General features: G+C 73.0%; 20 protein-coding genes. 10 read left to right on the plus strand and 10 right to left on the minus strand.

Going from position 1 to position 24,565, the window contains the following annotated elements; genetic code table 11:
* The first annotated feature begins 1 nt into the window (after window position 1).
* A complete protein-coding gene (locus ABL310_RS12995) occupies window positions 2–832 on the plus strand; it encodes a DUF3750 domain-containing protein (protein ID WP_349367436.1) in 831 nt (276 codons plus the stop codon).
* 350 nt (window positions 833–1,182) lie between these two features.
* Here the strand turns inward: ABL310_RS12995 and pbpC are convergent, their stop codons facing one another.
* Window positions 1,183–3,300 carry a penicillin-binding protein 1C gene (pbpC, locus tag ABL310_RS13000; RefSeq protein ID WP_349367437.1) on the minus strand — a complete coding sequence of 706 codons (2,118 nt, stop codon included), beginning with the start codon at window positions 3,298–3,300 and terminating at the stop codon, window positions 1,183–1,185.
* A 13-nt stretch (window positions 3,301–3,313) separates the two neighbouring features.
* Window positions 3,314–8,557, minus strand: coding sequence for an alpha-2-macroglobulin (locus tag ABL310_RS13005; RefSeq protein WP_349367438.1), 5,244 nt, complete (start codon window positions 8,555–8,557; stop codon window positions 3,314–3,316).
* Between the two features lie 174 nt (window positions 8,558–8,731).
* On the opposite strand from ABL310_RS13005, the gene ABL310_RS13010 reads away from it, so the two are divergent.
* The 3 genes from ABL310_RS13010 (at window position 8,732) to ABL310_RS13020 (ending at window position 10,305) form a co-directional block, all read left to right on the plus strand.
* Window positions 8,732–9,145: an NADH:ubiquinone oxidoreductase subunit NDUFA12 gene (locus ABL310_RS13010; RefSeq protein ID WP_349367439.1), complete on the plus strand. Its 414-nt coding sequence runs from the start codon at window positions 8,732–8,734 to the stop codon at window positions 9,143–9,145.
* Between the two features lie 83 nt (window positions 9,146–9,228).
* The gene (locus ABL310_RS13015) at window positions 9,229–9,711 is read left to right on the plus strand and encodes a DUF2155 domain-containing protein (RefSeq protein WP_374730328.1); all 483 of its coding nucleotides are present in this window, start codon (window positions 9,229–9,231) and stop codon (window positions 9,709–9,711) included.
* A gap of 108 nt (window positions 9,712–9,819) precedes the next feature.
* On the plus strand, window positions 9,820–10,305 hold the full coding sequence (locus tag ABL310_RS13020) for a YbaN family protein (protein ID WP_349367440.1): 486 nt from the start codon (window positions 9,820–9,822) through the stop codon (window positions 10,303–10,305).
* Here the strand turns inward: ABL310_RS13020 and glmS are convergent, their stop codons facing one another.
* From glmS to ABL310_RS13035, 3 genes are all read right to left on the minus strand, one after another.
* Window positions 10,306–12,132: a glutamine--fructose-6-phosphate transaminase (isomerizing) gene (glmS, locus tag ABL310_RS13025; protein ID WP_349367441.1), complete on the minus strand. Its 1,827-nt coding sequence runs from the start codon at window positions 12,130–12,132 to the stop codon at window positions 10,306–10,308.
* A gap of 133 nt (window positions 12,133–12,265) precedes the next feature.
* The gene (gene glmU, locus ABL310_RS13030) at window positions 12,266–13,636 is read right to left on the minus strand and encodes a bifunctional UDP-N-acetylglucosamine diphosphorylase/glucosamine-1-phosphate N-acetyltransferase GlmU (RefSeq protein ID WP_349367442.1); all 1,371 of its coding nucleotides are present in this window, start codon (window positions 13,634–13,636) and stop codon (window positions 12,266–12,268) included.
* A 75-nt stretch (window positions 13,637–13,711) separates the two neighbouring features.
* Complete coding sequence (locus ABL310_RS13035) at window positions 13,712–14,416, minus strand: hypothetical protein (protein WP_349367443.1); 705 nt, start codon at window positions 14,414–14,416, stop codon at window positions 13,712–13,714.
* Window positions 14,417–14,638: 222 nt separating this feature from the next.
* On the opposite strand from ABL310_RS13035, the gene ABL310_RS13040 reads away from it, so the two are divergent.
* Both ABL310_RS13040 and ABL310_RS13045 read left to right on the plus strand, forming a co-directional pair.
* On the plus strand, window positions 14,639–15,055 hold the full coding sequence (locus ABL310_RS13040) for a MerR family DNA-binding transcriptional regulator (RefSeq protein WP_349367444.1): 417 nt from the start codon (window positions 14,639–14,641) through the stop codon (window positions 15,053–15,055).
* An 89-nt stretch (window positions 15,056–15,144) separates the two neighbouring features.
* A complete protein-coding gene (locus tag ABL310_RS13045) occupies window positions 15,145–16,581 on the plus strand; it encodes an MFS transporter (protein ID WP_349367445.1) in 1,437 nt (478 codons plus the stop codon).
* On the opposite strand, the gene ABL310_RS13050 is transcribed toward ABL310_RS13045, so the two are convergent.
* Window positions 16,568–16,888 (minus strand): YbjQ family protein, encoded by a 321-nt coding sequence (locus ABL310_RS13050; protein WP_349367446.1) that lies wholly within the window; start codon window positions 16,886–16,888, stop codon window positions 16,568–16,570. The genes ABL310_RS13045 and ABL310_RS13050 overlap by 14 nt on opposite strands.
* Window positions 16,889–16,972: 84 nt before the next feature.
* On the opposite strand from ABL310_RS13050, the gene ABL310_RS13055 reads away from it, so the two are divergent.
* Window positions 16,973–17,674 carry a D-lyxose/D-mannose family sugar isomerase gene (locus ABL310_RS13055; protein ID WP_349367447.1) on the plus strand — a complete coding sequence of 234 codons (702 nt, stop codon included), beginning with the start codon at window positions 16,973–16,975 and terminating at the stop codon, window positions 17,672–17,674.
* A 92-nt stretch (window positions 17,675–17,766) separates the two neighbouring features.
* On the opposite strand, the gene ABL310_RS13060 is transcribed toward ABL310_RS13055, so the two are convergent.
* A complete protein-coding gene (locus tag ABL310_RS13060; RefSeq protein ID WP_349367448.1) occupies window positions 17,767–19,026 on the minus strand; it encodes a UbiH/UbiF family hydroxylase in 1,260 nt (419 codons plus the stop codon).
* Window positions 19,027–19,183: 157 nt separating this feature from the next.
* Between ABL310_RS13060 and ABL310_RS13065 the strand changes: the two genes are divergently transcribed.
* The gene (locus ABL310_RS13065) at window positions 19,184–20,038 is read left to right on the plus strand and encodes a DUF2182 domain-containing protein (protein ID WP_349367449.1); all 855 of its coding nucleotides are present in this window, start codon (window positions 19,184–19,186) and stop codon (window positions 20,036–20,038) included.
* A gap of 27 nt (window positions 20,039–20,065) precedes the next feature.
* On the opposite strand, the gene ABL310_RS13070 is transcribed toward ABL310_RS13065, so the two are convergent.
* Both ABL310_RS13070 and ABL310_RS13075 read right to left on the minus strand, forming a co-directional pair.
* The gene (locus ABL310_RS13070; RefSeq protein ID WP_349367450.1) at window positions 20,066–20,686 is read right to left on the minus strand and encodes an exopolysaccharide biosynthesis protein; all 621 of its coding nucleotides are present in this window, start codon (window positions 20,684–20,686) and stop codon (window positions 20,066–20,068) included.
* Between the two features lie 75 nt (window positions 20,687–20,761).
* Window positions 20,762–21,031 (minus strand): usg protein, encoded by a 270-nt coding sequence (locus tag ABL310_RS13075; RefSeq protein ID WP_349367451.1) that lies wholly within the window; start codon window positions 21,029–21,031, stop codon window positions 20,762–20,764.
* A 354-nt stretch (window positions 21,032–21,385) separates the two neighbouring features.
* Here ABL310_RS13075 and groES point away from each other — a divergent pair, with 354 nt between their 5' ends.
* Both groES and groL read left to right on the plus strand, forming a co-directional pair.
* Window positions 21,386–21,700, plus strand: coding sequence for a co-chaperone GroES (gene groES, locus ABL310_RS13080; protein WP_349367452.1), 315 nt, complete (start codon window positions 21,386–21,388; stop codon window positions 21,698–21,700).
* Between the two features lie 42 nt (window positions 21,701–21,742).
* A complete protein-coding gene (groL, locus tag ABL310_RS13085) occupies window positions 21,743–23,368 on the plus strand; it encodes a chaperonin GroEL (protein ID WP_349367453.1) in 1,626 nt (541 codons plus the stop codon).
* A 123-nt stretch (window positions 23,369–23,491) separates the two neighbouring features.
* Here groL and ABL310_RS13090 read toward each other — a convergent pair whose 3' ends face one another.
* On the minus strand, window positions 23,492–24,409 hold the full coding sequence (locus tag ABL310_RS13090; RefSeq protein ID WP_349367454.1) for a DMT family transporter: 918 nt from the start codon (window positions 24,407–24,409) through the stop codon (window positions 23,492–23,494).
* Window positions 24,410–24,565: the final 156 nt, after the last annotated feature.

Below are 24,565 nucleotides of genomic sequence, written 5' to 3' on the forward strand. Positions count from 1 at the left end.
CATGAGAACCGCCCTGCGCGCCACGGCCCTCGCCCTCGTCGTGTTCCTCGCGGCCTTCGCCCTGCCGCTCGGCACGCACGCGCTCTGGTGGATGTCGCGCGACGACATCCCGGCGCGCTGGAGCACGGCGGACTGGTCGAGCGCCGGCCTCCTCCCGCAGGACGCGCGCGCCGCGCCGCAGGCGCTGGTGCGGGTCTACGCCGCGCGCACGGGCCGCTGGCGCGGGGCGGTGGCCCACCATTCCTGGATCGTGGTGAAGGAGGCGGGCGCGACCGCCTATACCCGCTACGACAAGGTCGGCTGGGGCTCGCCGATCCGTGTCAACGGCTGGGCGCCGGACGGGCGCTGGTACTCGAACCCACCCGAGCTCGTCCTCGCCCTCGACGGCCCCGCGGCCGAGGCCGCGATCCCCGCCCTGCGCGCCGCCGTCGCGGCCTATCCCTGGACCGGATACGGCGACTACCGCGCCTGGCCAGGCCCCAACTCGAACACCTTCGTCGCCTTCGTCCTGGAGGAGGCCGCCCGCACCGCCCCCGCCCTCGCCGTCGCCCTGCCGCCCACCGCGCTCGGCAAGGACTGGTCTCCCGAGGGCTGGCGCGCCGCCCTCGCCGCCGGCGGGACGGGCCTGCGCCTGTCCTGGTCCGGCCTCGCGGGGGTGACCATCGGCTGGATCGAGGGCGTCGAGCTCAACCTGATGGGCCTCGTCGCCGGCCTCGACCTGCGCCGCCCGGCGATCAAGCTGCCGGGCTGGGGGCGGATCGGGGTGGGGATCGGGGCGCAGGCGGCGGAGGGGGACGAGGCTCCGGAACGCGCGAGTTCCGATCGCGAATAGAGCGAGGTGCCTCGCGACCTGACACTCGGCGCCGGCGAATTACCGTCGCCTTAGGAAGGGGGCAATGCACGGTGCCCGTTCAGATCGACGTGGAGCTTGTCCTTCCCTGTAGGGGAAGGTGTCGCGCCGCGAAGCGGCGTGACGGATGGGGCGCGCCGAAGGCGCGTTCCGCGAAGCGGAAGCGCCCGGCGGCGTCCGGCTCCCCCGTCGATTTCGGCTTCGCCGAACGCGCGTGCCGCGCGCCCCATCCGTCTCCGCTTCGCGGAGCCACCTTCCCCTACAGGGAAGGAGAAGGGTCGGTGCCCGCCCTCACCGAGTTCCCGCCACGGCAAAGGGTGGACGTCGCGCTCCTACTCCAGCCGCACGCTCACGCTGTCCGTCTCGCCCTGCGCGTCGATCACCGTGATGCGGGCGAAGCCGGCGCCGTCGGGGCGCCAGGCGCTCTCGCGGCGCAGGCTCGCCTCGCCGACGGGCGCGCCGTTGACGAGCCAGGTGAGCGGCAGCGCGCCGCCCTGGGCCTTGAGCGCGAGGCGGCTCTCGCGCGCGCCGGCTTCGTCGACGAGGCCGAGATCGACCCGCGCGCCGTCGGGCGGGAAGGCGACGGCGAGGCGCGCCGTGGCGGTCGCGGCGATGGTCTTCGGGCGGTCCTGGCGGATATGGCGCAAGGGCGGCGGCAGGCCCGCCGTCGTCGTGACCAGCGCATGCGCCGGCACGGGCAGCGGCTCGGGATCCGTGTCGAGCCGCGCGAAGGCGTCGAACAGGAGGGGCGCGGCGGCGTTGCGACCCGTCAGCCCGGGCGCCGCGCCGCCGTCGGCGCGCCCGACCCACACCGCGATCGTGTGCGCCCGGTCCCAGCCGATCGCCCAGGCGTCGCGAAAGCCGTAGGACGTGCCGGTCTTGTAGGCGATGCGCCCGCCGCGCGCGCCCTCCGGCGCGGGCGCGCCCCGCAGGACGTCGAAGACGTACCAGGCGGCGACCGGGTCGGCGACGGGCATCGGGCGGGGCTCGTCCGCCTCGGGCGTCTCGCCCACGCGGGTGACGAGATCGGGCGCGGCCCCGCCGCGCGCCAGGCCGGCGTAGAGGCGCGCGACGTCCGTGAGCGTGATCCCGAGCCCGCCGAGCCCCACCGCCAGCCCCGGCGCGGTCTCCCGCGGCACGACGACCGTCGCCCCCGCCTGGCGCAGGCGCGCGACGAAGCGCGCCGGGCCGACGCCGGAGAGCAGCGCCACGGCGGGCACGTTGAGCGATTCCTGCAGCGCCCGCCGGGCGGTGACCGCGCCCTGGTAGCCGAGGTCGAAATTCTCCGGCGCGTAGATCCCGTAGCGGACGGGGCGGTCCTCCAGGATCGTCTCGGGATGGGCGAGCCCGGTCTCGAAGGCGAGGGCGTAGATGAAAGGCTTCAACGCAGAGCCGGGGGAGCGCACGGCGCGGGTCATGTCGATCGCCCCGCGGCGTGCGTTCGCGAGATACCCGGCCGAGCCGACATGGGCGAGCACCTCGCCCGTGCGGTTGTCGATCACGAGGATCGCGGCGGAGAGCTGGGGCCCGAGGCGGGCGACGCGCCCGGAAACGAGGCGCTCCAGCCCCGCCTGCAGGCCGCCGTCGATGGCGAGGCGGTGCGCCTGCGCCTCCGGCCGCTCGGCGCGGGCCGCGTCGGCGGCGTGGGCGGCGTGCATGGGGAAGAGCCGCCGCGCGATGGGCACCGCCTCGCGCTCCGCCGCCTCCCGCTCGCGGGCGGTGATCACGCCGCGCTCGAGCGCGCGGTCGAGGACGCGGGCGCGGGCCGCGCGGGCGCTCTCGGGATGGCGGTCCGGCCTCCGGGTCTCGGGGCTCTGCGGCAAAGCCACCAGAAGCGCCGCCTCGGCGTGGGAGAGCCGCTTCGGCTCGCGGCCGAAATAGGCGAGGCTCGCCGCCCGCACGCCCTCCAGGTTCCCGCCATAGGGCGCGAGCGCGAGATAGAGGGCGAGGATCTCCTCCTTGGTGTGCGTGCGCTCCAACTGCCGCGCCCGCACGATCTGGCGCAGCTTCGCCGCGAGGCTGCGCTCGGCGCGCGGCTCGACGAGGCGCGCGACCTGCATGGTCAGCGTCGATGCGCCGGACACGATTCGGCCGTTCGCCGCGAGCTGCCAGGCGGCGCGGGCGAGCGCCCGCCAGTCGACGCCGGAATGCGTCTCGAAGCGCGCGTCCTCGTAGGCCGTCAGCATGGAGAGGAAGGTCGGGTCGACGTCGTCGACCGCCACCGGCAGCCGCCAGCGGCCGTCGGCGGTGGCGTAGGGGCGCAGCAGGTCGCCGTCGCGGTCGAGCACGACGACGGAGCGCGCGGCGGCCGGCGCGAGGTCGAGCGGCCCGAGGGAGGCCGTGACGCGCTGATAGGCGAGCGCCCCCGCCGCCGCGGCGACGAGGGCGACGGCGACGAGCGCGCCCGCGATCGCCGCCGCGAGCCGCAGACGTGGGCGCCGCGCGCTCAATGCTCCCCTCCCCTCAGCGCGCCGGCAGCACGGTCACCGCGCCGAAGCCGGTGCGGCCGAAGCGCTCGGGCCGGTACATGTCCTCCGCGCTCGCCGGCGGGTGCAGGTAGATCCCCGGCGTCGTCGCGCGCACGACATAGGCGAGGGTGAGGGTCGAGAACGGCTCGCCGAACGAGTCGAAGGCCGCGACGAAACGGTCGTCGCGATATTCCACCCGGTCCGGCTCCGCCTCGCGGGAGAGCCAAGGCAGCGCCGAGACCGTTTCCGAATCGACCAGCGCCGGATTGTCGATCTCGAAGCCCGCGGGCAGCCGGTCGACGACCAGCACGCGCCCGGCGACGCCGTCGGTGTTCGTCACCCGCAGCACCGCGACGAGGCGCTGGTTCTGACGCACCTCGGCGGGATCGACCTCGTTTCCGTCGAGATCGTAATAGGTGCTCACCACCTCGAAGCCGTTCTCCTCCGGCGGGTCGCGGCCGATCGGGTTGCCGGTGACGGTGATCGCCGCCTCGACGCCTGCGGGTCCCTCGTTGCGGATGGAGACGCCGCCCCCGGCCAGATCCTCGGCCGCGAAGCCGTCGTAATAGGCGCCGCGCCAGGCGGCGCCCGCGACGTCGAGCCGGATGTCGGCGGCCTCCTCGGCGACGCTGCGCGCGGCCATGGCGAGCCAGGCCATCTCCTGCGTCGACTGACGCGGGTGGGCCGCGCTCTCCTCGTCGATGGCGACGGCCAGGCGCTTCAACGCGCCGCGGCCGACGTCCGCCTCGCCGACGAGGGCGAGCACGCCCGCCGCGTCGCGCAGGCGCGAGCCGTAATCGGACCGCCAGAGGCGGGTACGGGTCTCCTCCTCGCCCAGCCGGCGCACCGCCGCGGTGAAGGCGCTCTCCGCCCGCTCGCGGTCGCCCAGAAGCGCCAGGCCGGCGCCGATCTGGGCGCGGGCGAGCGGTGTCTCGAACGCGTCGAGCCGCGCGTCGGCGAGGTAGCGCAGGTCGCCCATGACCGGGCGGCCGTTGCGGGCGAGCACGTAGGCGGCGTAGGCGAGCGCGGCACCCTCCCCGCCCGAGACCTCCGTCGTGTTGGCGACGTGGTTGCGAAGCCGCTCGAGCGCGCGATCGAGCGCGCTCTGCGGCGCCTCGAAGCCGAGCTCGCGGGCGCGGGTGAGGAAGTCGGTCGCGTAGGTCGAGAGCCAGATGTCGTCGGTGTAGGTGCGCGCCGACCACAGGCCGAAGGAGCCGGACGCCGTCTGCCGCGCCAGCACGCGCGCGATCACGGAGCGGATCGTCTCCTCGCGATCCGCCGGCAGCTCCAGCGCCTCCGGCCCGACCAGCGCCTCGGCGTAGAGCAGCGGCAGCGCCTGCGAGATCAGCTGCTCCGTGCAGCCGTAGGGGTAGCGCGCCAGCGCCTGGATCATGCCCGCCGGATCGAGCCGGCCGATGGGCGTCACCGCCAGCGAGACGAGGCCGGTGCCCGGCTGGATGTCGGCGAGGAGATCCTCCGTGACCCGGAGCGAGGCGCCCGGCGCGAGCGGGCGGATGTCGCGGCGCACCACGGCGGGCGTGCCCGGCTGGACCGGGAAGGCGACGTCCTGCGCGAGCGCGAGCCCGTCCGGCCCCTCGAGCCGGATCGAGACGCCCGCATTCCCGGGCGCCAGGGCCGCGAGCGGCACGTTCGCCTCGGCCCGCGCGCCCTCGGCGAGGGTGAGGCGCGTCACGCGCCGGCCGACGGGGATGTCGACGAGGCCCAGCGGCAGGGTCTCCACGGTATACTCCCCGGCGGGGCCGGAGACGTTCTCGAGCCGCAGATGCAGGCGGCTCTCGTCGCCGACATTGAGGAAGCGCGGCGCGCTCGCGGCGACGACGACGGGGTCGCGCACCAAGACGTCGACGGAGGCGTCGCCGACCTTCGACGCCGACCAGGCGACGCCCATCACGCGCACCGTGCCGTTGAAGGCGGGGATGGCGAAGTCCACGCTCGCCGTTCCGTCGGGGCCGACGGTGACGATGCCCGAATGCAGCGCCAGCGGCGGCTGGTCCGGCGGCGGCGCCGCGAGGCCGGCGGGCGCGCTGTCGCCGCCCGAGCGGATCGCGCCGCGGGTGCCCTGCATGCCGTCGATGAGGTAGCCGTAGAGATCGCGCACCTCCGCGCCGAGCTGCTTCTGGCCGAGGAAGTAGCCCGTCGCGTCGGGCGCCTCGTACCGGGTCAGCGCCAGGATGCCGACGTCCACCGCGGCGAGGACGACGTGCGCCTCCTCGCCCGGCGCGAGATTCGCGAGCCGCACCGGCACGGTGAGCGTCCCGCGCGGGCGGATCTCGGCCGGCGGGTCGAGCGCCATCGCGAGATCGCGCGCCGCGGCGTCGATGGAGAACCAGGAGAGGCCGAGCGCCCTGCCCGGCTGGCGCCGCGCCTCGCGGTCGAGAGGCCGATGGGCGATGGCGACGAGATAGGCGCCCGCGCCCCAGTCCTCGGAAACGACGAGCTCCGCCCGGGTCCCCTCCCCCGTGACGGGGATGGTCTCCAGCGCGTGCACCCGGTCGGAGATCACGGCGAGCGTCGCCTCGCCCTCGAAGCGCGCGTCGATCGTCGCGACGAGCGTGTCGCCCGCGGCGTAGGCCTGCCTGTCGAGGGTGAGCGGCAGGAGGTCGGGCGCGCGCGCCGTGGCGTCGCCGGACCAGCCGACGTCGAAGGAGACGCTGGTGGGCAGGACCGACGGATCCTCGGCGACGACCTCGAGGCGATGCGCGCCCCAGGAGACCGGCGCCTCGATCCGCACCGCCGCGTCGGGCGAGAGCGTCACCTCGCCGCTGGCGAGCCGCTCGGTCGTGGTCACCGGCTCGAAGCCCCATTGGCCGTTCGTCTGGTACCATTGGTAGCGCCGCTCGACCTTGTAGAGGCTCCAGCGCGCCTCCCCGCCGAGCCGCGTGCCGTCGGGCCGCGCGGCGACGACGTCGAAGCCGGCGACGTCGCCCTCGCCGAGATCCGTGTCGAGCGGCTTCACGCCGATGACCGGCGCGTCCGGCAGGATCGGCAGGGTGAGCGTGCGGGAGACCGCGCGCCCGCCCTCCTCGGCGACGCGCAGGGTCACCTGCGCCGCGAGCGGGCGCGGGGCGGCGATGGCGGGAACCGGCACGCTCAGCGCGGCCACGCCGGAAGCGTCCGTACGGCTCTCCTCCGGCAGCGCGGCGAAGGCGCCCTCCACCGGCTCGTCCGAGAGGCCGACGACGTAGCCCTCGAGCCCGGGCACGGCGCTCTCCTGCGCCGCCGCGACCGAGACCTCGCCCGAGACGACGAGGCCCGCGCCGGGCGCGCCGAACAGGTAGCGGGCGGAAAGATCGATCTCGGCCGGCGCGCCCGGCGCGATGGCGGGGGTGCGGGGCGTGAGATCGAGCGCGATGCGCTCGGGAACGTAGTCCTCGACCAGGAACACGGCCTCGCCGACGGCTGGGCCCGTCGGGTCGACATGCGCGCTCACCCGCCAGGTGCCGGTCATGGCGTCGGCGAGGAGCTCCAGATCGTGCACGCGCCCGCCGGCGCCCTCGTCCCGCGTCGTGACGCGGGCGTGCTCGACGCCGTCGGGCCGGCGGATCACGAGGGTGAGCGGCAGGTTTTCCGCCGCGTCCGCCCCCGCGTCGCGCAGGAGCGCCGTGAGGTGCACCGTCTCGCCCGAGCGGTAGACCCCGCGCTCGGGGAACACCATCGCCTCCAGCGCGCCGGCGACCGGCCGTCCCTCGACGCCGCGATCGGTGAGGTCGAAGGGCGCCTGGCCGAGATCCAGGAAGCCGTAATCGCCGCCGACCTCCGCGGTCACCAGCCCCGGCGCGAGCCCCTCCTCGCCTCGGGAGAGGCCGGGATCGAAGCGGGCGTAGCCGGCCGCGTCGGTGGCGAGGGTGGCGAGAACCTCGTTGTTGCGCGCCACCAGCCGCACCTCGGCGCCGGGAACCGGCTCGGCCGTGGCGAGGGAGCGCACCAGCACGTGCACGCCGTCGGTCGCCGAGAAGGCGGTGAGGCCGATGTCCGAGACGACGAACCATTGCGTCGCCCGCGGCCCCCAATCCGCGTCGGCGTCGACGGTCGGGTCGGCCCGCGCCGTCATGACGTAGATCCCGGGCTCCAACGCGCCGACGGCCTCGGAGACCGGGAAGGCGGTCACGACGTCGACGTTGCGCTCCATGGCGACGTCGAGGACGCCCTCCCAGATCGGGCGCCCGCGCTCGGCCGCGATCCGGTCCTCGGTCCAGCTCGAGAGCTGCGCCAGGAATTCGTCGGAGCGCACGGTGGGCAGCAGGTTGCGGTCGCCGATGCGGTAGATCGCGACGGCGACTTCCTCGGTGTTGGTGGAGACGACCGGGATCCCCTCCTGGCCGAGCCGCGGGAGAACGTAGTTGCGCCCGGTGAAGCGGGCCTGGGGCGCACGGTCGCGGATATAGACCTCGTAGTCGCCCGGCCGCTGCAGCGTCTCGTCGACGGTCGAGGGGATGCCTGAGCGCAGTACGATGGCGTAGCGCTCGCCGTGCGAGAGACCGTCGACGCAGACCTCGCTGCCCTCGGCCGTCACGGCGAAGCCGCTGGCGCCCGCGACCGCTAGGTAAGGCGTGAGGTCCACCCGCGGCCGGATCGGCTCGGAGAAGACGAAGCAGACGCGCGGCACGGACGAATCGCTCTCGACCCGGTAGTCGAGAATGCGAAAGCCCCAGCGCTCTCGGAGCCCCTCGTAGACAGCCTGCACCGTCGGCTCGCCGCGCGTCGCGAGGCTCGCCTCGTAGGCGTCGAGCGCCGGGCGCCACATCTCCCGGGCCGCGAAGGTCTCGCCGAGCGCGGCGAGCGCGTCCGCCCCCTCGGTCGCGTTCTCGGCGTGGCCGTAGGCGATGTAGGCGGCCACCGAGGCGCGCTCGTGCATGCGCCAGCGCTCGCTCCAGTTCTCGTAGGGGATGGCGATCGCCGCGCGGGCGTAGGAGGACCAGAGCGTATAGCTGTCCGGGTTGGCGCGGATCGCCAGCGCGAAGCGCCGGAGCGCCTCGCGCGGTTCGTTCGCGGCGAGAAGCCGACGCCCTTCCTGCAGCAGCTCCCGGCTCGACTTGTCCGGCGCCGGCGTCTCCTGCGCGAGCTGCGCCTCGACCTGCCGGGTCATCGCCTCGAGGGAGGGGTCCTCGTAGGTGCGCTCCTGCGCGAGCGCGGGCGCCTGCGCCGCGAGGGCGGCGAGCACGACGGCCGCCAGCAGGAGAAGCGATCGGGACAGGGCGGCGCGGACGGCGGCGGACATGCGAAATCCCTCGGCCTCATCTGGGCGACCTCGGGAGACTAGCAGGCCCGCACGTCGCCAGGGAGCGGATGCGGGTTCGTCCGGATGGGGCCGCGCCCGGCGCGGGCGGCGGGCGCGGCCTCTGGACAGGCCGCGGCGCAATCGCCATAAGGGCGGGCACAAGGGACGACGCGCATGACCTTCAAGCAATTCCTCACCGAGCTCTTCACCTGGTGGAACGGCAACACGCTCGGCACGCGGCTGACCATCCGCCGCCACGGCGAGCTCGTCGGCCGGGACGAGCTCGGCAACACCTACTATCGCGACAAGCGCGGCAAGGTCGACGGCTACGGCTACGAGCGCCGCTACGTGATCTACAACGGCCTCGCCGACGCCTCGCGCACGCCGTTGGAATGGCGCATGTGGCTCTGCCACACCTATCCGACGCCGCCCTCGCAGGAGGACTACACGCCCCGCGCCTGGCAGAAGCCGCACGAGGAGAACCTCACCGGCACCGCCGGCGCCTACCGCCCGCGCGGCTCGACCCTCTCCGAGGGCCAGCGCCCGGCCGCGACCGGCGACTACGTCGCCTGGACGCCGGGCGACTGAGCCGGCCGCGCCTCTTTTCCGTCGCACTGCGCGGCGAGGAAGAGGCGCGCCGCCCGGCGCTCCGTCCCGTTCGAGCCCCACGCATGCGTCACGTCCGCCCCCTCGCCGCCCTCGCCGGCCTCCTCGCCGCCGCCCTCGCGGCGTCGCCCGCGGCCGCGCAGAAGATCGAGAACCCCATCGCGGTGTTCTCCGGCCTCGACAAGATCACGGGGCGGATCATCAGCTTCGAGGCGGCCATCGACGAGACCGTGCAATTCGGCTCGCTGCAGCTCACGGCGCGGGTCTGCTACACCCGCCCGCCCACCGAGAGCCCGAACACGACGAGCTTCATCGAGGTGGACGAGCTCTCCCTCGACGGGGCGCTGTCGCGCACCTTTACCGGCTGGATCTACGCCAACTCGCCGGGGCTGAACGCCATCGAGCACCCGGTCTACGACATTTGGCTGGTCGATTGCCGCACGATGGCGCAGGCGCAGGCCCAGGCCGCGCTCGAGGCGGAGACCGGCCCCGACCGCCAGGGCACGCTCGCCGAGCATCCGCTGCCGCCGCCACGCCCGCCGCTCTGAGTTGCCGGCAGTCGTCTTGCGCGAGCGCGCATCCGCCCTATCTCCGTGAGGTCGATGCGACGCCGCGAGAGCCCCCGGATCGCGCGCCAACCCGAGGACGGAGCCATCGTGATCGAGGCCGGATCGCGCGACCGCGAGAGCCCTGCGGACGCCCTGTGCGCACCCGCGCCGCCGCCGATGGGCGCCGCGGAGGAGCGGGCGATGGAGAGCCTCGCGCTTCCCGGCTGGGCGCGCTGGTCGCTCTTCGCGCTGGGCTTCGTCTTCCTCGGGTTCGGGGCGCTGGGGCTCGTCCTGCCCGTGATGCCCGGCGTCGTCTTCCTGATCCTCGCCGCCGCCTGCTTCGCACGTTCCTCGCCGCGCTTCGAGAGCTGGCTCGTGAACCACCGGCATCTCGGCCCGCCGGTCGTCACCTGGCGGCGCACGGGCGCGATCCCGCGCCACGCCAAGCTGGCGGCCTGCCTCGGGATGGCCGCCTCGTTCGCGGTCATGACGATCGGCGGCGCACCCGTCGTCGCGATCGCGCCGGTGGCGGCGATCATGCTCGCCTGCGCCGCCTACATCCTCACGAGACCGGACGCGCCGCGCGCGCCCTGATCACTCCACCGTGACGGACTTCGCCAGGTTGCGGGGCTGGTCCACGTCCTTCCCCATGAACACGGCCGTGTGGTAGGCGATCAGCTGCACCGGCACCGCCGCGACGAGGGGCGCGATCATCGGGTCGACGGTGGGCATGACGAGGGTCGCGAGCGTCTCCACGTGCTCGTGCTTCGCGCCCTCGCCATCGGTGATCAGCACGATCCGCCCGCCGCGGGCGGCGACCTCCTGCATGTTGGAGATCGTCTTCTCGAACAGGTGGTCGTGGGGCGCGACGACGACGACGGGGGTCGTCTCGTCGATGAGCGCGATCGGCCCGTGCTTGAGCTCGCCCGCCGCGTAGCCCTCGGCGTGGATGTAGGAGATTTCCTTGAGCTTCAGCGCGCCCTCGAGCGCGATCGGGTAGGACTGGCCGCGGCCGAGGTAGAGCACGTCGCGCGCCTTGGCGAGCTCGCGGGCGAGCCCCTCGATCTCGTCCTCGAGCGAAAGGGCCGCATGGATCGCCGTCGGCGCGCCGACGAGGGCGTCGACATGGGCCGCGAGCGCGGGCTCGTCGAGCACGCCGCGGGCGCGGCCGGCCTGGAGCGCGAGCGCGTAGAGCGTCGCGAGCTGGCAGGTGAAGGCCTTGGTGGAGGCGACGCCGATCTCCGGGCCGGCATAGGTCGGCGCCAGCACGTCCGACTCGCGCGCCATGGTCGAGGTCGGCACGTTGACCACGGCGAGGATCGTCTGGTCCTGCGCCTTGGCGTAGCGCAGGCAGGCGAGCGTGTCCGCGGTCTCGCCCGACTGCGAGACCACCAGCATCAGCCCGGTCTTCGGCAGCGGCGGCTCGCGGTAGCGGAACTCGGAGGCGACGTCGATCTCGACCGGCAGCCGCGCGAAGCGCTCGAACCAGTACTTGGCGACGAGGCCGGCATAGTAGGCCGTCCCGCAGGCGACGATGGTCAGGCGCTCCTGCGCCGCCCAGTCGACGTCCGCGCCGTCCGGCAGCGCGATCGCCCCGGCGGCGGCGTCGACGTAGGGCGCGATGGTGCGCGCGACGACTTCCGGCTGCTCGTGGATCTCCTTGATCATGAAATGGCGGTGGTTGCCCTTGTCCGCCGCGTAGACGCCGGCCGCGATGCGCTGGCGCGCCCGCGAGACCGGGGCGCCGCGCTCGTCGAGGAACGTCGCGCCGGCGCGGGTGAGGACGACGACGTCCCCTTCCTCGAGATAGGTGATCTCGTCGGTGAAGGGCGCGAGCGCCAGCGCGTCGGAGCCGAGGAACATCTCGCCCTCGCCGTGCCCCACCGCGAGCGGCGAGCCGCGCCGGGCGCCGATCATCAGGTCCTCCTCGCCGTCGAACAGGAAGGCGAGGGAGAAGGCCCCGCGCAGGCGCGGCAGCACGGCGAGCACCGCCGCGCGCGGATCGAGCCCGGCCTCGATCTCGGCGCTGACGGCCTGGGCCACGACCTCGGTGTCCGTGTCCGACGTGAAGCGCGCCCCGTCGTTCTCGAGCGCGGCGCGCAGCTCCCGGTAATTCTCGATGATGCCGTTGTGGACGAGCGCGAGCCGTGCGGTCGCGTGCGGATGGGCGTTGGCCTCCGTGGGCCGCCCGTGCGTCGCCCAGCGGGTGTGGCCGATGCCGCAGCGCCCCTCCAGCGGCTCGCGGCCGAGCCTGGCCTCGAGGTTCCGGAGCTTGCCCTCGGCGCGCCGCCGCGCGAGGCGCCCCTCCTCCAGCGTCGCGACGCCCGCGGAATCGTAGCCGCGGTACTCGAGGCGCTTGAGGGCGTCGACCAGCTGGCCGGCGACGGGCGCACGCCCCAGAATTCCCACGATGCCGCACATGACCGAATCTCCAGACCAGAACCGCGCGGGCCGCAGGACCGCGGCTTTCGAGGTAGCCCACGCCCGCGAGCCTGAGCCAATCAACTTTCTTGTCCGTTTATGAAACGCGGCGACGCCGATTCGGCCGCCCCGGTCAGGTCGCGTCGGTCTTCCAGCGCCGGAAGCTCTCGGCCCAGCCCGGCTTCACTACCTGGCGCGCGCGGCCCACGGCGAGCGCGTTCTCGGGCACGTCCTGCGTCACGACGGAGCCCGATCCCACATAGGCGCCCGCCCCCACCGAGACCGGCGCGACGAGCGAGGCGTTCGAGCCGACGAAGGCGCCCTCGCCCACCCGTGTCAGGTGCTTGTCGAAGCCGTCGTAATTGCAGGTGATCGTGCCCGCGCCGAGATTGGCCTTCGCGCCGATCTCGGCGTCCCCGACATAGGACAGATGCGGCAGCTTCGCGCCGCGGCCGACCTTCGCCTTCTTCACCTCGACGAAATTGCCGACCTTCGCCTTCTCGCCGATGTCGGCGCCGGGACGCAGGCGCGCGAACGGCCCGACCGTCGCGCCGGACGCGACGCGCGCGCCCTCCAGATGCGAGAAGGCGTGGATCGTCGCGCGATCCTCCACCATCACGCCAGGCCCGAACACCACGTTCGGCTCGATCGTCACGTCCCGGCCGAGCACGGTGTCGTGGGCGAGGAAGACGCTGTCGGGATCGATCATGGTGACGCCCGCGCGCATGGCCGCCTCGCGCAGCCGCCGCTGGAGCGTGCGCTCGACCAGGGCGAGCTGGACGCGGTCGTTGACGCCCTGCACCTCGTCCTCGGGCGCCGTCGCGCAGGCGACGGCGAGGCCGCGCGCGCGGGCGATCTCGACGGCGTCGGTGAGGTAGTACTCGCCCTTGGCGTTGGCGTTGCCGATGGCGTCGAGAAGCGAGAGCGCCTGCGCCCCGGAGAGCGCCATGAGGCCGGCATTGCACAGGGTCGTCGCCCGTTCGGCCTCGCTCGCGTCCTTGTCCTCGCGGATCGCGAGGACGGCGTCGCCCTCGCGCAGGATGCGGCCGTATCCGGCGGGATCCGCCGCCTCGAACCCGAGCACGGTGACGGCGGCGCCGTCGGCCAGCGGCGCGCGCAGGCGCGCGAGCGTCTGCGGCTCGACGAGCGGCGTGTCGGCATAGGCGACGACGACGTCGTCGGCCGCCTCCTCCAGGGCCGCGCGCGCGGCGAGGACGGCGTGCGCCGTGCCGAGGCGCTCGCTCTGCACGAAGATCGCCGCATCGGGACTCTCGGCGCGTGCAGCGGCTGCGACGTCCTCGCGGCCGGGACCGACCACGACCGCGATCCGGTCGGCGCCGGCGGCCCGCACCGCGGCGAGCGCGTGCGCGAGCATCGCGCGGCCGGCGACATGGTGGAGCACCTTCGGCGTGCCGGAGCGCATGCGGGTGCCCTCACCCGCGGCGAGGACGAGGGCGAGGCAGCTGCGCCGGGTTTCGGTGGCGCGCTTGGCGGGCTCGGTCACGGGGCGGGCTCCTGCAGGGGACGCGATGCGGGAGCTATGCGCGAGGCCGGGCCGAGACGCAACGGGGCGCGCGGGTCAGCTCGATTCGCCGTTGACGCAGCCGGCGCTGCGCACGCGCTCGAGCAGCGTCTCGCCCGCTTCCTGCAGGACGAGGGCGCGCTCCAGAGTCTTGAGCGTGTCGTAGGCGTCGGTGCGGATGTCCCAGAGCTCGAGCAGGTCGTCGCGATCGGTGCGGGTGATTCGGGCCTTGAGGATGGTCTGGCGCTCCGCCTCGCGGCGCTCGCGCTCGCGAAGCTCCTGCGGGCTCGGATTGTCGATTCGCAGCTGGTCGACGAAGGTCGCGGAGAGCGCGTCGCACCGCTCCTGGCCCTCCAGGCCGGCGCCGATCGTCGGCCGCGCCGAGGGGCAGTAGAGCCCGCGCCAGCCGGCGACGACGGCGCTGGCATTGTCGAGGGCGCGCACCACGCGACGGATGTTGCGGGCGGCGTCCCACAGATCTCGCCCGCGCAGCAGCGCCTCGGCCTCCTGCAGCCGATCGAAGGGCTCCACGTCCTCCCGGGCTGCGATCTCGTCGAGGGCGCGCAACGCCTCGGCCTGCGTCTCGATCAGCGGCGCGACCTCGCCGAGCTGGGCGAGACGCTCGGCATAGCCCGTCGCGATCTCCATGCAGGCGGTCGGCTCGCGGCCGAACTGCGCCTGCGCCGGCGTCGACGCGAGCACCAGAAGGCCGAGAGCTGCGCCGGCCGCAGCGGCCGCGACGGTGACGATCTGGCTGGACATCCGGGCTTTCATCGTGTCTTCAACATGGGGCGGGGCCGGCCCTGGGGCAAGCGCCACCAGGAGCTTCGTCATCGACACATCGATGCCCGCTCCTGTTGCTTGAGCGATAGTGCGCAGCTCAAGCTTGCCACCCGCTCGCTTTCATTGCATGATCGAACAACCCAGCGCATGCACCTCGGTGGATTCGCTGTTTTCACGAAAGGTCTTTCGGGGGCCGTTTCCATGAGCACGATTGCAAAGACACGGCGCAAGGACAAGCCGCTCGAGGCGAGCGGGGCGGACGAGCGCGAGTACCTGATCAGCGACCTCTCCCGCGAGTTCGACGTGACCCTGCGGGCGTTGCGCTTCTACGAAGACCGCGGCCTGCTGTCGCCGCGGCGCATCGGCACGATGCGGATCTACAGCGCGCGGGACCGGGCGCGCCTGTCGGTCATCCTCAAGGGCAAGGCTCTCGGCTTCACGCTCGCCGAGATCCAGGAGATGCTCGACACCGACGGCCGCTCCGATCCCGGCGTCGTCGATCTCAAGCTCTCGGTCGAGAAGATCGACGAGCAGATCGCCCACCTCGAGGCGCAGAAGTCGGAGGTGGAGAAGGCGATCGCCGAGCTGCGGGCGACTCGCGAGAAGCTGACGGCCTGATCGCGCCGGCTCCGGCGAGCGCGGCGCCGCTCTGGCGCGCGGCGCCCCGTCGCGTGTAGAACGGGGCGACGCGCAGCCGGAGACGCCGCATGCAGCCCGACGCCCTCGCGCCCCGATCGGCGCCAGCCCCCGAGGCGCCGACGCCGCGGCGCGCCCGCGAGAGCGCACCGCGCCGAGCTTTGTTCGGCTGGGTGATGTTCGACTGGGCGACGCAGCCCTTCTTCACGCTCGTCGTCACCTTCGTCTTCGCGCCCTACTTCGTCAGCGCGGTGGCGGAGAACCCGGTCGAGGGCCAGTCGCAATGGCTGTTCGCGACCTCGGCGGCGGGCCTCGCGCTGGCGCTGCTCTCGCCCATCCTCGGCAGCGTCGCCGATGCCGGCGGCGCCAAGAAGCCGTGGGTTCTCGCCTTCGGCGCGCTGATGGCCGGCGCCGCCGCGCTGCTGTGGTTCGTGCCCCCGGCCGCTCCCGCCTCGCTGATCCTGCTCGCGCTCGCCGCCTATGCGGTGGGTACGGTGGCGGCCGAGCTCTCGGGCGTGTTCAACAACGCCATGATGCCGACCCTCGTCCCGCCCGAGAAGCTCGGTCGGCTCTCCGGCGCGGGCTGGGCGACGGGCTATGCCGGCGGGCTCGTCTCGCTCGCCCTCGTGCTCGCGCTGCTGGCGGCGAGCCCGGAGACCGGGCTGACGCTGGCCGGCCTCGAGCCCGCCTTCGGCCTCGACCCGGAGGCCCGCGAGGGCGATCGGATCGTCGGACCGCTGACCGCCCTGTGGTTCGCGCTGTTCGTCGTGCCCCTCGTTCTCTTCACGCCCGACGTCGGCCGCAGCCGCCGGCCCGCGGGCGAGGCCGTGCGCGAGGGGCTCGCGCGGCTGAAGGAGACCCTCGGCGAGGCGCGCCGCGACGTCTCGATCGCGCGCTTCCTCCTGGCCAACATGGCCTACCAGGACGGGCTCGTGGTGCTGTTCTCGCTGGGCGGCATCTACGGCGCGGGCGTCTTCGGCTGGACCACCGTCGAGCTCGGGATCTTCGGCATCCTGCTCACCGTCACCGGCACGCTCGGCGCGGTCCTCGGCGGGCGCATCGACGACCGGATCGGGCCGCGCGCGGTGATTCTCGGCTGCCTCGGGCTCCTCGCCCTCGTCACGCTCGGCATCCTCTCGCTCGGCGAGACGCGCATGCTCTTCGTGATCGCCACCGCGCCGGGCACGGGCGCGGGCCTCTACGAGACCGCGCCGGAGAAGGTCTTCCTCGGGCTCGGCCTCGTCATCGGCGCGCTCGCCGGGCCGCTGCAGGCCTCCTCGCGCTCGCTGCTGGCGCGGCTCGCGCCGCCGCAGGACGCGGGCCGCTATTTCGGCCTCCTCGCCCTCTCGGGCAAGCTGACCGCCTTCGTCGGCCCGTTCCTGGTGGCCACGTTCACGCGGATCTTCGACACGCAGGCCGCCGGGCCCGCCGTGCTGATCGTGTTCTTCGCGGTCGGCGCGCTGCTGGTGCGCGGCGTGCCGAACGGGCGCGCGGTCAGCGCAGGGTGACCGCCGTGCCCGAGGCGGTGACGAGCATCATGCTCTCCTTGGCGCCGATGGCGCCGTAATCGAGGTCGACGCCGATCACGGCGTTGGCGCCCAGCCGCTGGGCCTCCTCCACCATCTCCTTGATCGCCGTGTCGCGGCCGTCGCGCATCACGCGCTCGTAGGAGCCGGAGCGCCCGCCGACCACATCGCGGATCGAGGCGAAGAAATCCTTGAAGATGTTGGCCCCGAAGATCGCCTCGCCGGAGACGATGCCGTGATACTCGACGATCTGCCGGCCTTCGATGCTGTTGGTGGTGGTGACGATCATCGCTCGTTGTCCTGCCCCCGGGCCCCTCTTCCGGCGCGCGCCCGGCCCGGCTAGCGTGCGCGCGTCGCTGCGTGGGAGATCGTCATGCGCCGCTCCGAAATCAATTCCGTCCTGCGCGAGGCCGACGCCTTCGTGCGCTCCTTCGGCTTCGCGCTGCCGCCCTTCGCGGACTGGCCGCCCGCGCGCTTCGCGGCCGAGCGCGCGCGCATCGCCGATCTGATGGAGGCGCGGCTCGGCTGGGACGTGACGGATTACGGGCTCGGGCGCTTCGACGCCGTGGGGCTCGTCCTGTTCACCCTGCGCAACGGCCGCAAGCAGGACCTCGCGCGGGGCCGCGGCATGCTCTACGCCGAAAAGCTGATGATCGTCGGCCACGACCAGCTCGGGCCCATGCATCGCCACGACGTCAAGGCGGAGGACATCATCGTCCGCGGCGCCCGCGACGGCGCCCGCCTCGCGCTGCAGCTCTTCGCGCCCGCCCCCGACGGGAGCATCGACCGCACGGCCCTGGTGCGGGTTCCCTGTGACGGCGTCATGCGCGAGGTCGAGGCCGGCGGCGTGGTCACCCTCGGTCCGGGCGAGAGCATCACGCTGATGCCGGGCGTCTGGCACGCCTTCTGGGGCGAGGCCGGCGACGTGCTCGTCGGCGAGGTCTCCACCGTCAACGACGACGAGACCGACAACGTCTTCGAGGATCCGGTCGGACGCTTCCCCACGATCGAGGAGGACGAGGCCCCCTGGCGGCTGCTGGTCGGGGATTACGGGAGGCTCGACGCCTTCGCGTGACCGCGACGGGCGCGATCTCGGGGCCCGAGCCGCCGACGCGCGCGCCCTCCCCGCGCAGAGGGGCCGACCGGGGACTGACGAGCCCCGACGCCTCAGAACGCAACCGCGCGCGCCTCGCGCCGGCGCATCAGCTGGGGCGTGCCGAAGGTCGGGGTCACCCCCTCCTTCATCAGCCGCCGCCGCAGCGGGCCGACGAAGGAGAGCGCGTGCAGGCCCGCGCCGCGCAGGAAGTCGGCGGGCAGGATGCCGGCCAGCAGCGTGCGGTTGAGGAGGTCGACCCCTGTCGTGCGCAGCCGCACGTCGACCGCGCGCGAGCGCTCGTAGGCCTGGAGCGCGGCGCGCGCCCCGGGATCGCCGAAGGAGGTCTCCACCGCCGCGTCGCGCAGCGATGCGACGTCGCGAAGCCCGAGGTTGAGCCCCTGCGCGCCGATCGGCGGGAAGACGTGCGCCGTCTCGCCCACGAGCGCGATCCGCTCGGCCGTGTAGCGCGGCACCGCCATCCCGGACATCGGCACGATCCCGCGCGGGCCGTCGACGCACATGGCCCCCAGAAGCGAGCGCGCCTGCTTCTCGACGGCGCGGGCCAGCGCCGTATCGTCGAGCGCCATCAGGTCCTCGGCCTTCTCCGGCGCCGTCACCCAGACGAGGCTCGAGCGCCGGCCCGGCAGCGGCACCAGCGTGAACGGGCCGTGACGGGTGTGGAACTCGGTCGAGACGTCGCGATGATCGCGCGCGTGCGCCAGGATCGTGGTCAGCGCCTTCTGCGGATAGGACCAGGTGCGGGGGCGGATGCCGGCCTCCTCGCGCAGCGTCGAGCCGCGCCCGTCGGCGGCGACGATCAGCCGGGCGAGGAGCGAGGTCCCGTCGGCGAGGCGCACCGCGCGCCGGTCTCCGGCGCCCTCCCCGGCGTCGTCGTCCCCCGGCGCGATCACCGCCTGGACGCCGCCGAGGCCCTCGGCCGCGACCGGCAGGTGCGTCAGGTTCGGGACCTCGGCGATCGCCTCGCCCAGGGTCTCGACCAGCGTCGCGCTCTCGATGTTCCACCCGAAGGCGTCGAGGTCGATCTCGTGCGCCTTGAAGTCGACGGTGGGGGCGCGGAACAGGTTGTCTGTGGCGTCGACGAGCCGCATCGTCTCGAGCGGTGCCGCGTGGGGCAGGAGCGCGTCCCAGACGCCGAGCGCCTCGAGAAAGCTCACCGAGCCGTCGAGCAGCGCCACGGTGCGCCCGTCGCGATTCGCGCGCACCGGGCCGACCAGGGCGGTGTCGTAGCCCTCCCGCGCGAAGGCGAGCGCCGCCGTCAGCCCGGCCGCGCCCGCGCCCACCACGACCACGTCGAACGTTCTCTCGGCCATCGCGCACGTCCTCCTTCGAACCGTCTCGACCCCACACCTAGCGCGGAAACAGCGTCGAGGCGATTGATGCGCGTCAACGCGCCTCGCCGCCGCTGCGTCTAGATTCGGGAAGTGCTATAAGCCGTTGCGCCGCGTCAGCCGAGGGACCACGAGAGCCGTGAGCCATCCCGCCGAGACCCTGCAGAGCCCGCCCCGCCTCTGGGAGCGCCCGGTTCCGGTCGCGCTCGTCTCCATAAGCGTGCTGACGCTCATCGGCTGGGCCGTGCTCTTCATGGAGGCCGTGCGCCGCGGCGGCGGGGCGGACGCCTTTCTGGAGGCCCTGTGCACGCCCGCCGCCGTGCTGGAAGCGCCCTCGCTCGCGGCCGCGCTCTCGGCGGTCGCGATCTCCATCGGCCTGTGGATCGCCATGAGCGTCGCCATGATGCTGCCCACCGCGAGCGCGCTCCTCGTCGGCTACGCCGAGAAGGCTGAGGACGCGCGCGCCGCCGGGCTGCGGGCCGTGTCGCCGCTGGTGCTCGGCGCGGGCTATCTCGTGGTGTGGATCGGGCTCTCCGTCGTGGTGGCGGTGGCGCAGACGGCGGTCTCGGCGGGCTTCGCCGCGGTCGAGCTCCCCGACCGGCTCCTCGGCGTGCTCGGCGGGGCGGCGCTCGGGGCGGCGGGGCTCTACCAGTTCACCGCGTTCAAGCTCTCCTGCCTCGTCGCGGTCGGCGCGCCGTTCAGGCCGCAGGCCTCCGGCTGGCTGGCGAGCCGTCGCGCGGTCTTCCGGCTCGGCCTCGCGCAGGGCGCGCGCTGCGTCGGCTGCTGCTGGGCGATGATGGCGGTGCTGGTCGTGCTCGGCGCCATGAACCTCGTCTGGATGGCGGTCTTCTCGGCGATCATGGCGGCGGAGAAGACGATCGCGACCGAGCGCGCGGCGAAGATCGTCGGCGCGGGGCTCATCGCCGCCGGCTTCGCGCTCTCGCTCGACGCCGTGGGCGGGCTCGAGGCGGTCGGACGCTATCTCGCGGGGTGAGGAGCGCGCGAGCGTCTGCACGCGATGTCACCCCGGCAGCCATGCGAGCCACGCGGCCGGCACCCACGCCTCCAGAGCCGTGACGAGGCCGAGCCCGAGCCCCGCGATCAGCCCCACCGCGAGCAGCCCCACCACGATCCCCGCGCCCACCCAGGCGCCGTCGCGCTCGATCATGCCGAACCCCATCAGCACGATGGCGATGGCGGGGGGCGTGTTGCCGATGAAGGGGATCGGCAGCGCCATGATGGCGGCGAGCACCAGGATCAGCAGCCCGAGCGGGCGCCGCGCACGCAGCCGCGTCATGCCGATGGCGCGCGGCCTGGCGAAGCGCTCGATCCGCCGCAGCTTCGGGGCGGTCCAGGCGACGACCCGCTGCAGGAAGGCGGTCTGGACGGGTCGCCGCGCGAGCCGCTGCGGCAGCCAGAGCGAGCGGCGCAGGATCAGGAACTGGAAGGCGACGAGGACGATCAGGATCGCCGCCACGGTCGAGAAGCCCGGCGGCGTCGGGATCAGCATCGGCGCGGCGAAGAGAATCAGCAGCACGCCGAAGGCCCGCGCCCGCAGGCGGCGGACGATCTCGCCGAGGGTGATCGTGGGGTCCGGCTCGTCCGCCACGAGCCGTTCGAGAATCTGGGAGGTGCGCTGCACGTGCGAGCCGGGTCCGAGTGGGGGCGCCCCGCATATAGAGGCTCCCCCCGGCCCGCGCCATGGGCGCGGCGATCCTCAGTGCAGCGTCAGCATCCCGTCGACCGCCTTGAACTCCGCCGGCTTGATCAGCCGCTCGTGCGAGACCCTGACGGAATGCAGCGGCCCCTCGAGCTCGCGCTCCCAGAAATCGAGGAAGCCCTTCAGCTCGGGAAAGTCCGGCGCGAGGTCGTAATCCTGCCAGACGTAGGTCTGCAGGATGCCCGGGTGGTCCGGCAGGCGGTAGAGGATATGAGCCGTCGTCAGGCCGTAGCCCTCGAGCTGCTTCACGAACGCGGTCGACGCCATCGGGCTCCTCCGTGCGTGCGGCGATAGACGCCGGCCGCGCGGAGCGTCACGTCCCGACGCGATATCCGGCTGGCGACCATGATGCCACAGAAGCGGCGACGCTCAAGCCTCGGAATGCACTTTCCTGCATGAAATCAAGGCGTTAGCAGCATGTCTGAAAGAGTGCTGCCACGCTTCCGCGGCCGGATGCTAGCACTCCGACCGATCGAGTGCCAAAAATATACGCTCCCCCTCTTGAAGCGCGGCCATGGCCGGATTACCTCGGCGTCCGGACGGGGCGCGGCGCGACATCCGCGCGCACCCGTCCGGTGAGGATCATGACGATCTCGCATCACAAACGGAGACTGAGAAGCCATGAAGTTCCGTCCCCTGCACGACCGGGTGGTCGTTCGCCGCATCGAGGCCGATCAGAAGACCGCCGGCGGCATCATCATCCCCGACACCGCCAAGGAGAAGCCCCAGCAGGGCGAGGTGGTCGCGGTGGGTCCCGGCGCCCGCAACGAGAAGGGCGAGGTGGTCGCGCTCGAGGTGAAGGCCGGCGACCGCGTGCTCTTCGGCAAGTGGTCGGGCACCGAGGTGCGCATCGACGGCGAGGACCTCCTGATCATGAAGGAAAGCGACATCATGGGCGTGCTCGACGCGTCCGAGGCGGCGAAGAAGGCCGCCTGATCCCCCCGATATCAACGTCATGTCTCTTTCGGAGTGACGAAAATGGCTGCCAAGGACGTCAAGTTTTCCGCCGACGCGCGCGACAAGATGCTGCGCGGCGTCGACATTCTCGCCGACGCGGTGAAGGTGACGCTCGGCCCGAAGGGCCGCAACGTCGTCATCGAGAAGTCGTTCGGCGCGCCCCGCATCACCAAGGACGGCGTCACCGTCGCCAAGGAGATCGAGCTCGCCGACAAGTTCGAGAACATGGGCGCGCAGATGGTCCGCGAGGTCGCGTCCAAGACCAACGACCTCGCCGGCGACGGCACCACGACGGCGACGGTCCTCGCCCAGGCGATCGTCAAGGAGGGCGCCAAGGCGGTGGCCGCGGGCATGAACCCGATGGACCTCAAGCGCGGCGTCGACATGGCCGTGGAGGCCATCATCGCCGACCTCAAGGCCAACGCCCGCAAGGTCACCAACAACGACGAGATCGCCCAGGTCGGCACCATCTCGGCGAACGGCGATTCCGAGATCGGCCGCTTCCTCGCCGAGGCCATGGCCAAGGTCGGCAACGAGGGCGTGATCACGGTCGAGGAGGCCAAGAGCCTCGAGACCGAGCTCGACATCGTCGAGGGCATGCAGTTCGACCGCGGCTACCTCTCGCCGTACTTCGTGACCAACGCCGAGAAGATGCGCGTCGAGCTCGAGGACGCCTACGTCCTCATCCACGAGAAGAAGCTCTCGAACCTCCAGGAGCTGCTGCCCGTGCTCGAGGCGGTGGTGCAGTCGGGCAAGCCGCTCGTCATCATCGCCGAGGACGTCGAGGGCGAGGCGCTGGCCACCCTCGTCGTCAACAAGCTGCGCGGCGGCCTCAAGATCGCGGCCGTGAAGGCGCCGGGCTTCGGCGATCGCCGCAAGGCCATGCTCCAGGACATCGCGATCCTCACCGGCGGCACGGCGATCAGCGAGGATCTCGGCATCAAGCTCGAGACCGTCACGCTGAACATGCTCGGCCGCGCCAAGAAGGTGGTGATCGAGAAGGAGAACACCACGATCGTCGACGGCGCCGGCTCCAAGGCCGACATCGAGGCGCGCGTGGCGCAGATCAAGGCGCAGATCGAGGAGACCACCTCGGACTACGACCGCGAGAAGCTGCAGGAGCGCCTCGCCAAGCTCGCCGGCGGCGTCGCGGTGATCCGCGTCGGCGGCGCGACCGAGGTCGAGGTGAAGGAGCGCAAGGATCGCGTCGACGACGCGATGCACGCCACCAAGGCCGCGGTCGAGGAGGGCGTGCTGCCGGGCGGCGGCGTCGCGCTGCTGCGCGCCGTGAAGGCGCTGGCGGACCTGAAGCCCGCCAACGACGACCAGAAGACCGGCATCGAGATCGTGCGCCGCGCGATCCAGGCGCCGGCCCGCCAGATCGCGCTGAACGCGGGCGAGGACGGCTCGGTCATCGTCGGCAAGGTGCTGGAGAACGCCGACTATTCCTTCGGCTTCAACGCCCAGACCAGCGCCTACGGCGACATGTTCGCCTTCGGCGTGATCGACCCGGTGAAGGTGGTGCGCACCGCCCTGCAGGACGCGGCGTCCGTCGCCGGCCTCCTCGTCACCACCGAGGCGATGATCGCCGAGAAGCCCAAGAAGGCGTCCCCCGCCCCCGCCGGCGCGCCCGACATGGACTTCTGATCCGCCGGCCGCACGCTCGGCCTGCGGCGCGCCCCCTCCTCCGGGAGGGGGCGTTTTCGTTCGGTGCGGTCCTCCGGGCCGCTTCGCGGCCCACCTCCCCTCGGGGAGATGGCGGCGCGCGCCTCATCCCGGCCGCTGCGAGGACGTCTCCAGCTCCTTGCGGCGCTGGAGGCCGAGCCTGCGCTCGCGGTAGATCACGAAGATGCCCGACGCCGTCACCAGCACGGCGCCCGCGATCACCGCCGCCTCCGGCCATTGCCCGAAGACGAACCAGCCGAGCAGTGTCGCCCAGATCATGGTCGTGTACTCGAAGGGCGCGACGAGGGAGGCGTCGGCGTAGCGATAGCTCTCGGTGAGCAGGATCTGCCCGATCCCGCCGAGAATGCCGATGCCGATCAGCATGGCGAAGTCGAGGGGCGTCGGCATGATCCAGCCGAAGGCCGCGGTCGAAAGCCCGATCAGCGTCGTCACGGCCGTGAAGTAGAACACGATGGCGCCCGTGCGCTCGGTCGCGGTGAGCCGGCGCACCTGGATCGTCGCGCCCGCCGTGCAGCAGGCCGCGCCGATGGCGAAGAGCGCGCCGACGCTCGCGCCCTCCGCGAGCCCCTCCGACCCGAGCCGCGGGCTCAGCATGATCAGCACGCCGACGAAGCCGACGCCGACCGCCGACCAGCGATAGGCGCGCACGGTCTCCTTCAGGAGGAGCGCCGCCAGCACGACCACGATCAGCGGCGCGGCGTAGCCGATCGCCACCGCCTCCGTCAGCGGCAGATAGGCGAGCGCGGAGAAGCCGAGCACCATCCCCGTCGCGCCGATGATCGAGCGCAGCAGATGGCCCTTGAGGTTGTGCGTGCGCACCGCGTTCACCACCGCGTCCGAGACGGCGAGCCAGGCGATCAGGGGCACGAGCGCGAAGGCCGAGCGGAAGAAGATCAGCTGCCCGGTCGGGTACGTCGCCGAGGCGAGCTTGATGCTCGCCGCCATCAGGGTGAAGGCGAGGGCCGAGAGGATCTTGAGGCTGACGCCGAGGGCGGGTTTCACGGGGCCGGATTCCGGGAGGTCGCCTTTTCTTGAAGCATGCGCGCCCAGGCGGGAGAAGAGCCGTCCGTGCGCCCTCCGATGCGCGTCCCGCGCATGCCGCGCGCAACGAGCGGTGCGGCGGATCGCCCGCATCCGCGGAGAGCGCGCCGCCTCGTC

Origin of the sequence: Salinarimonas sp. (assembly GCF_040111675.1) — a bacterium.
Taxonomy (GTDB): Bacteria; Pseudomonadota; Alphaproteobacteria; order Rhizobiales; family Beijerinckiaceae; genus Salinarimonas.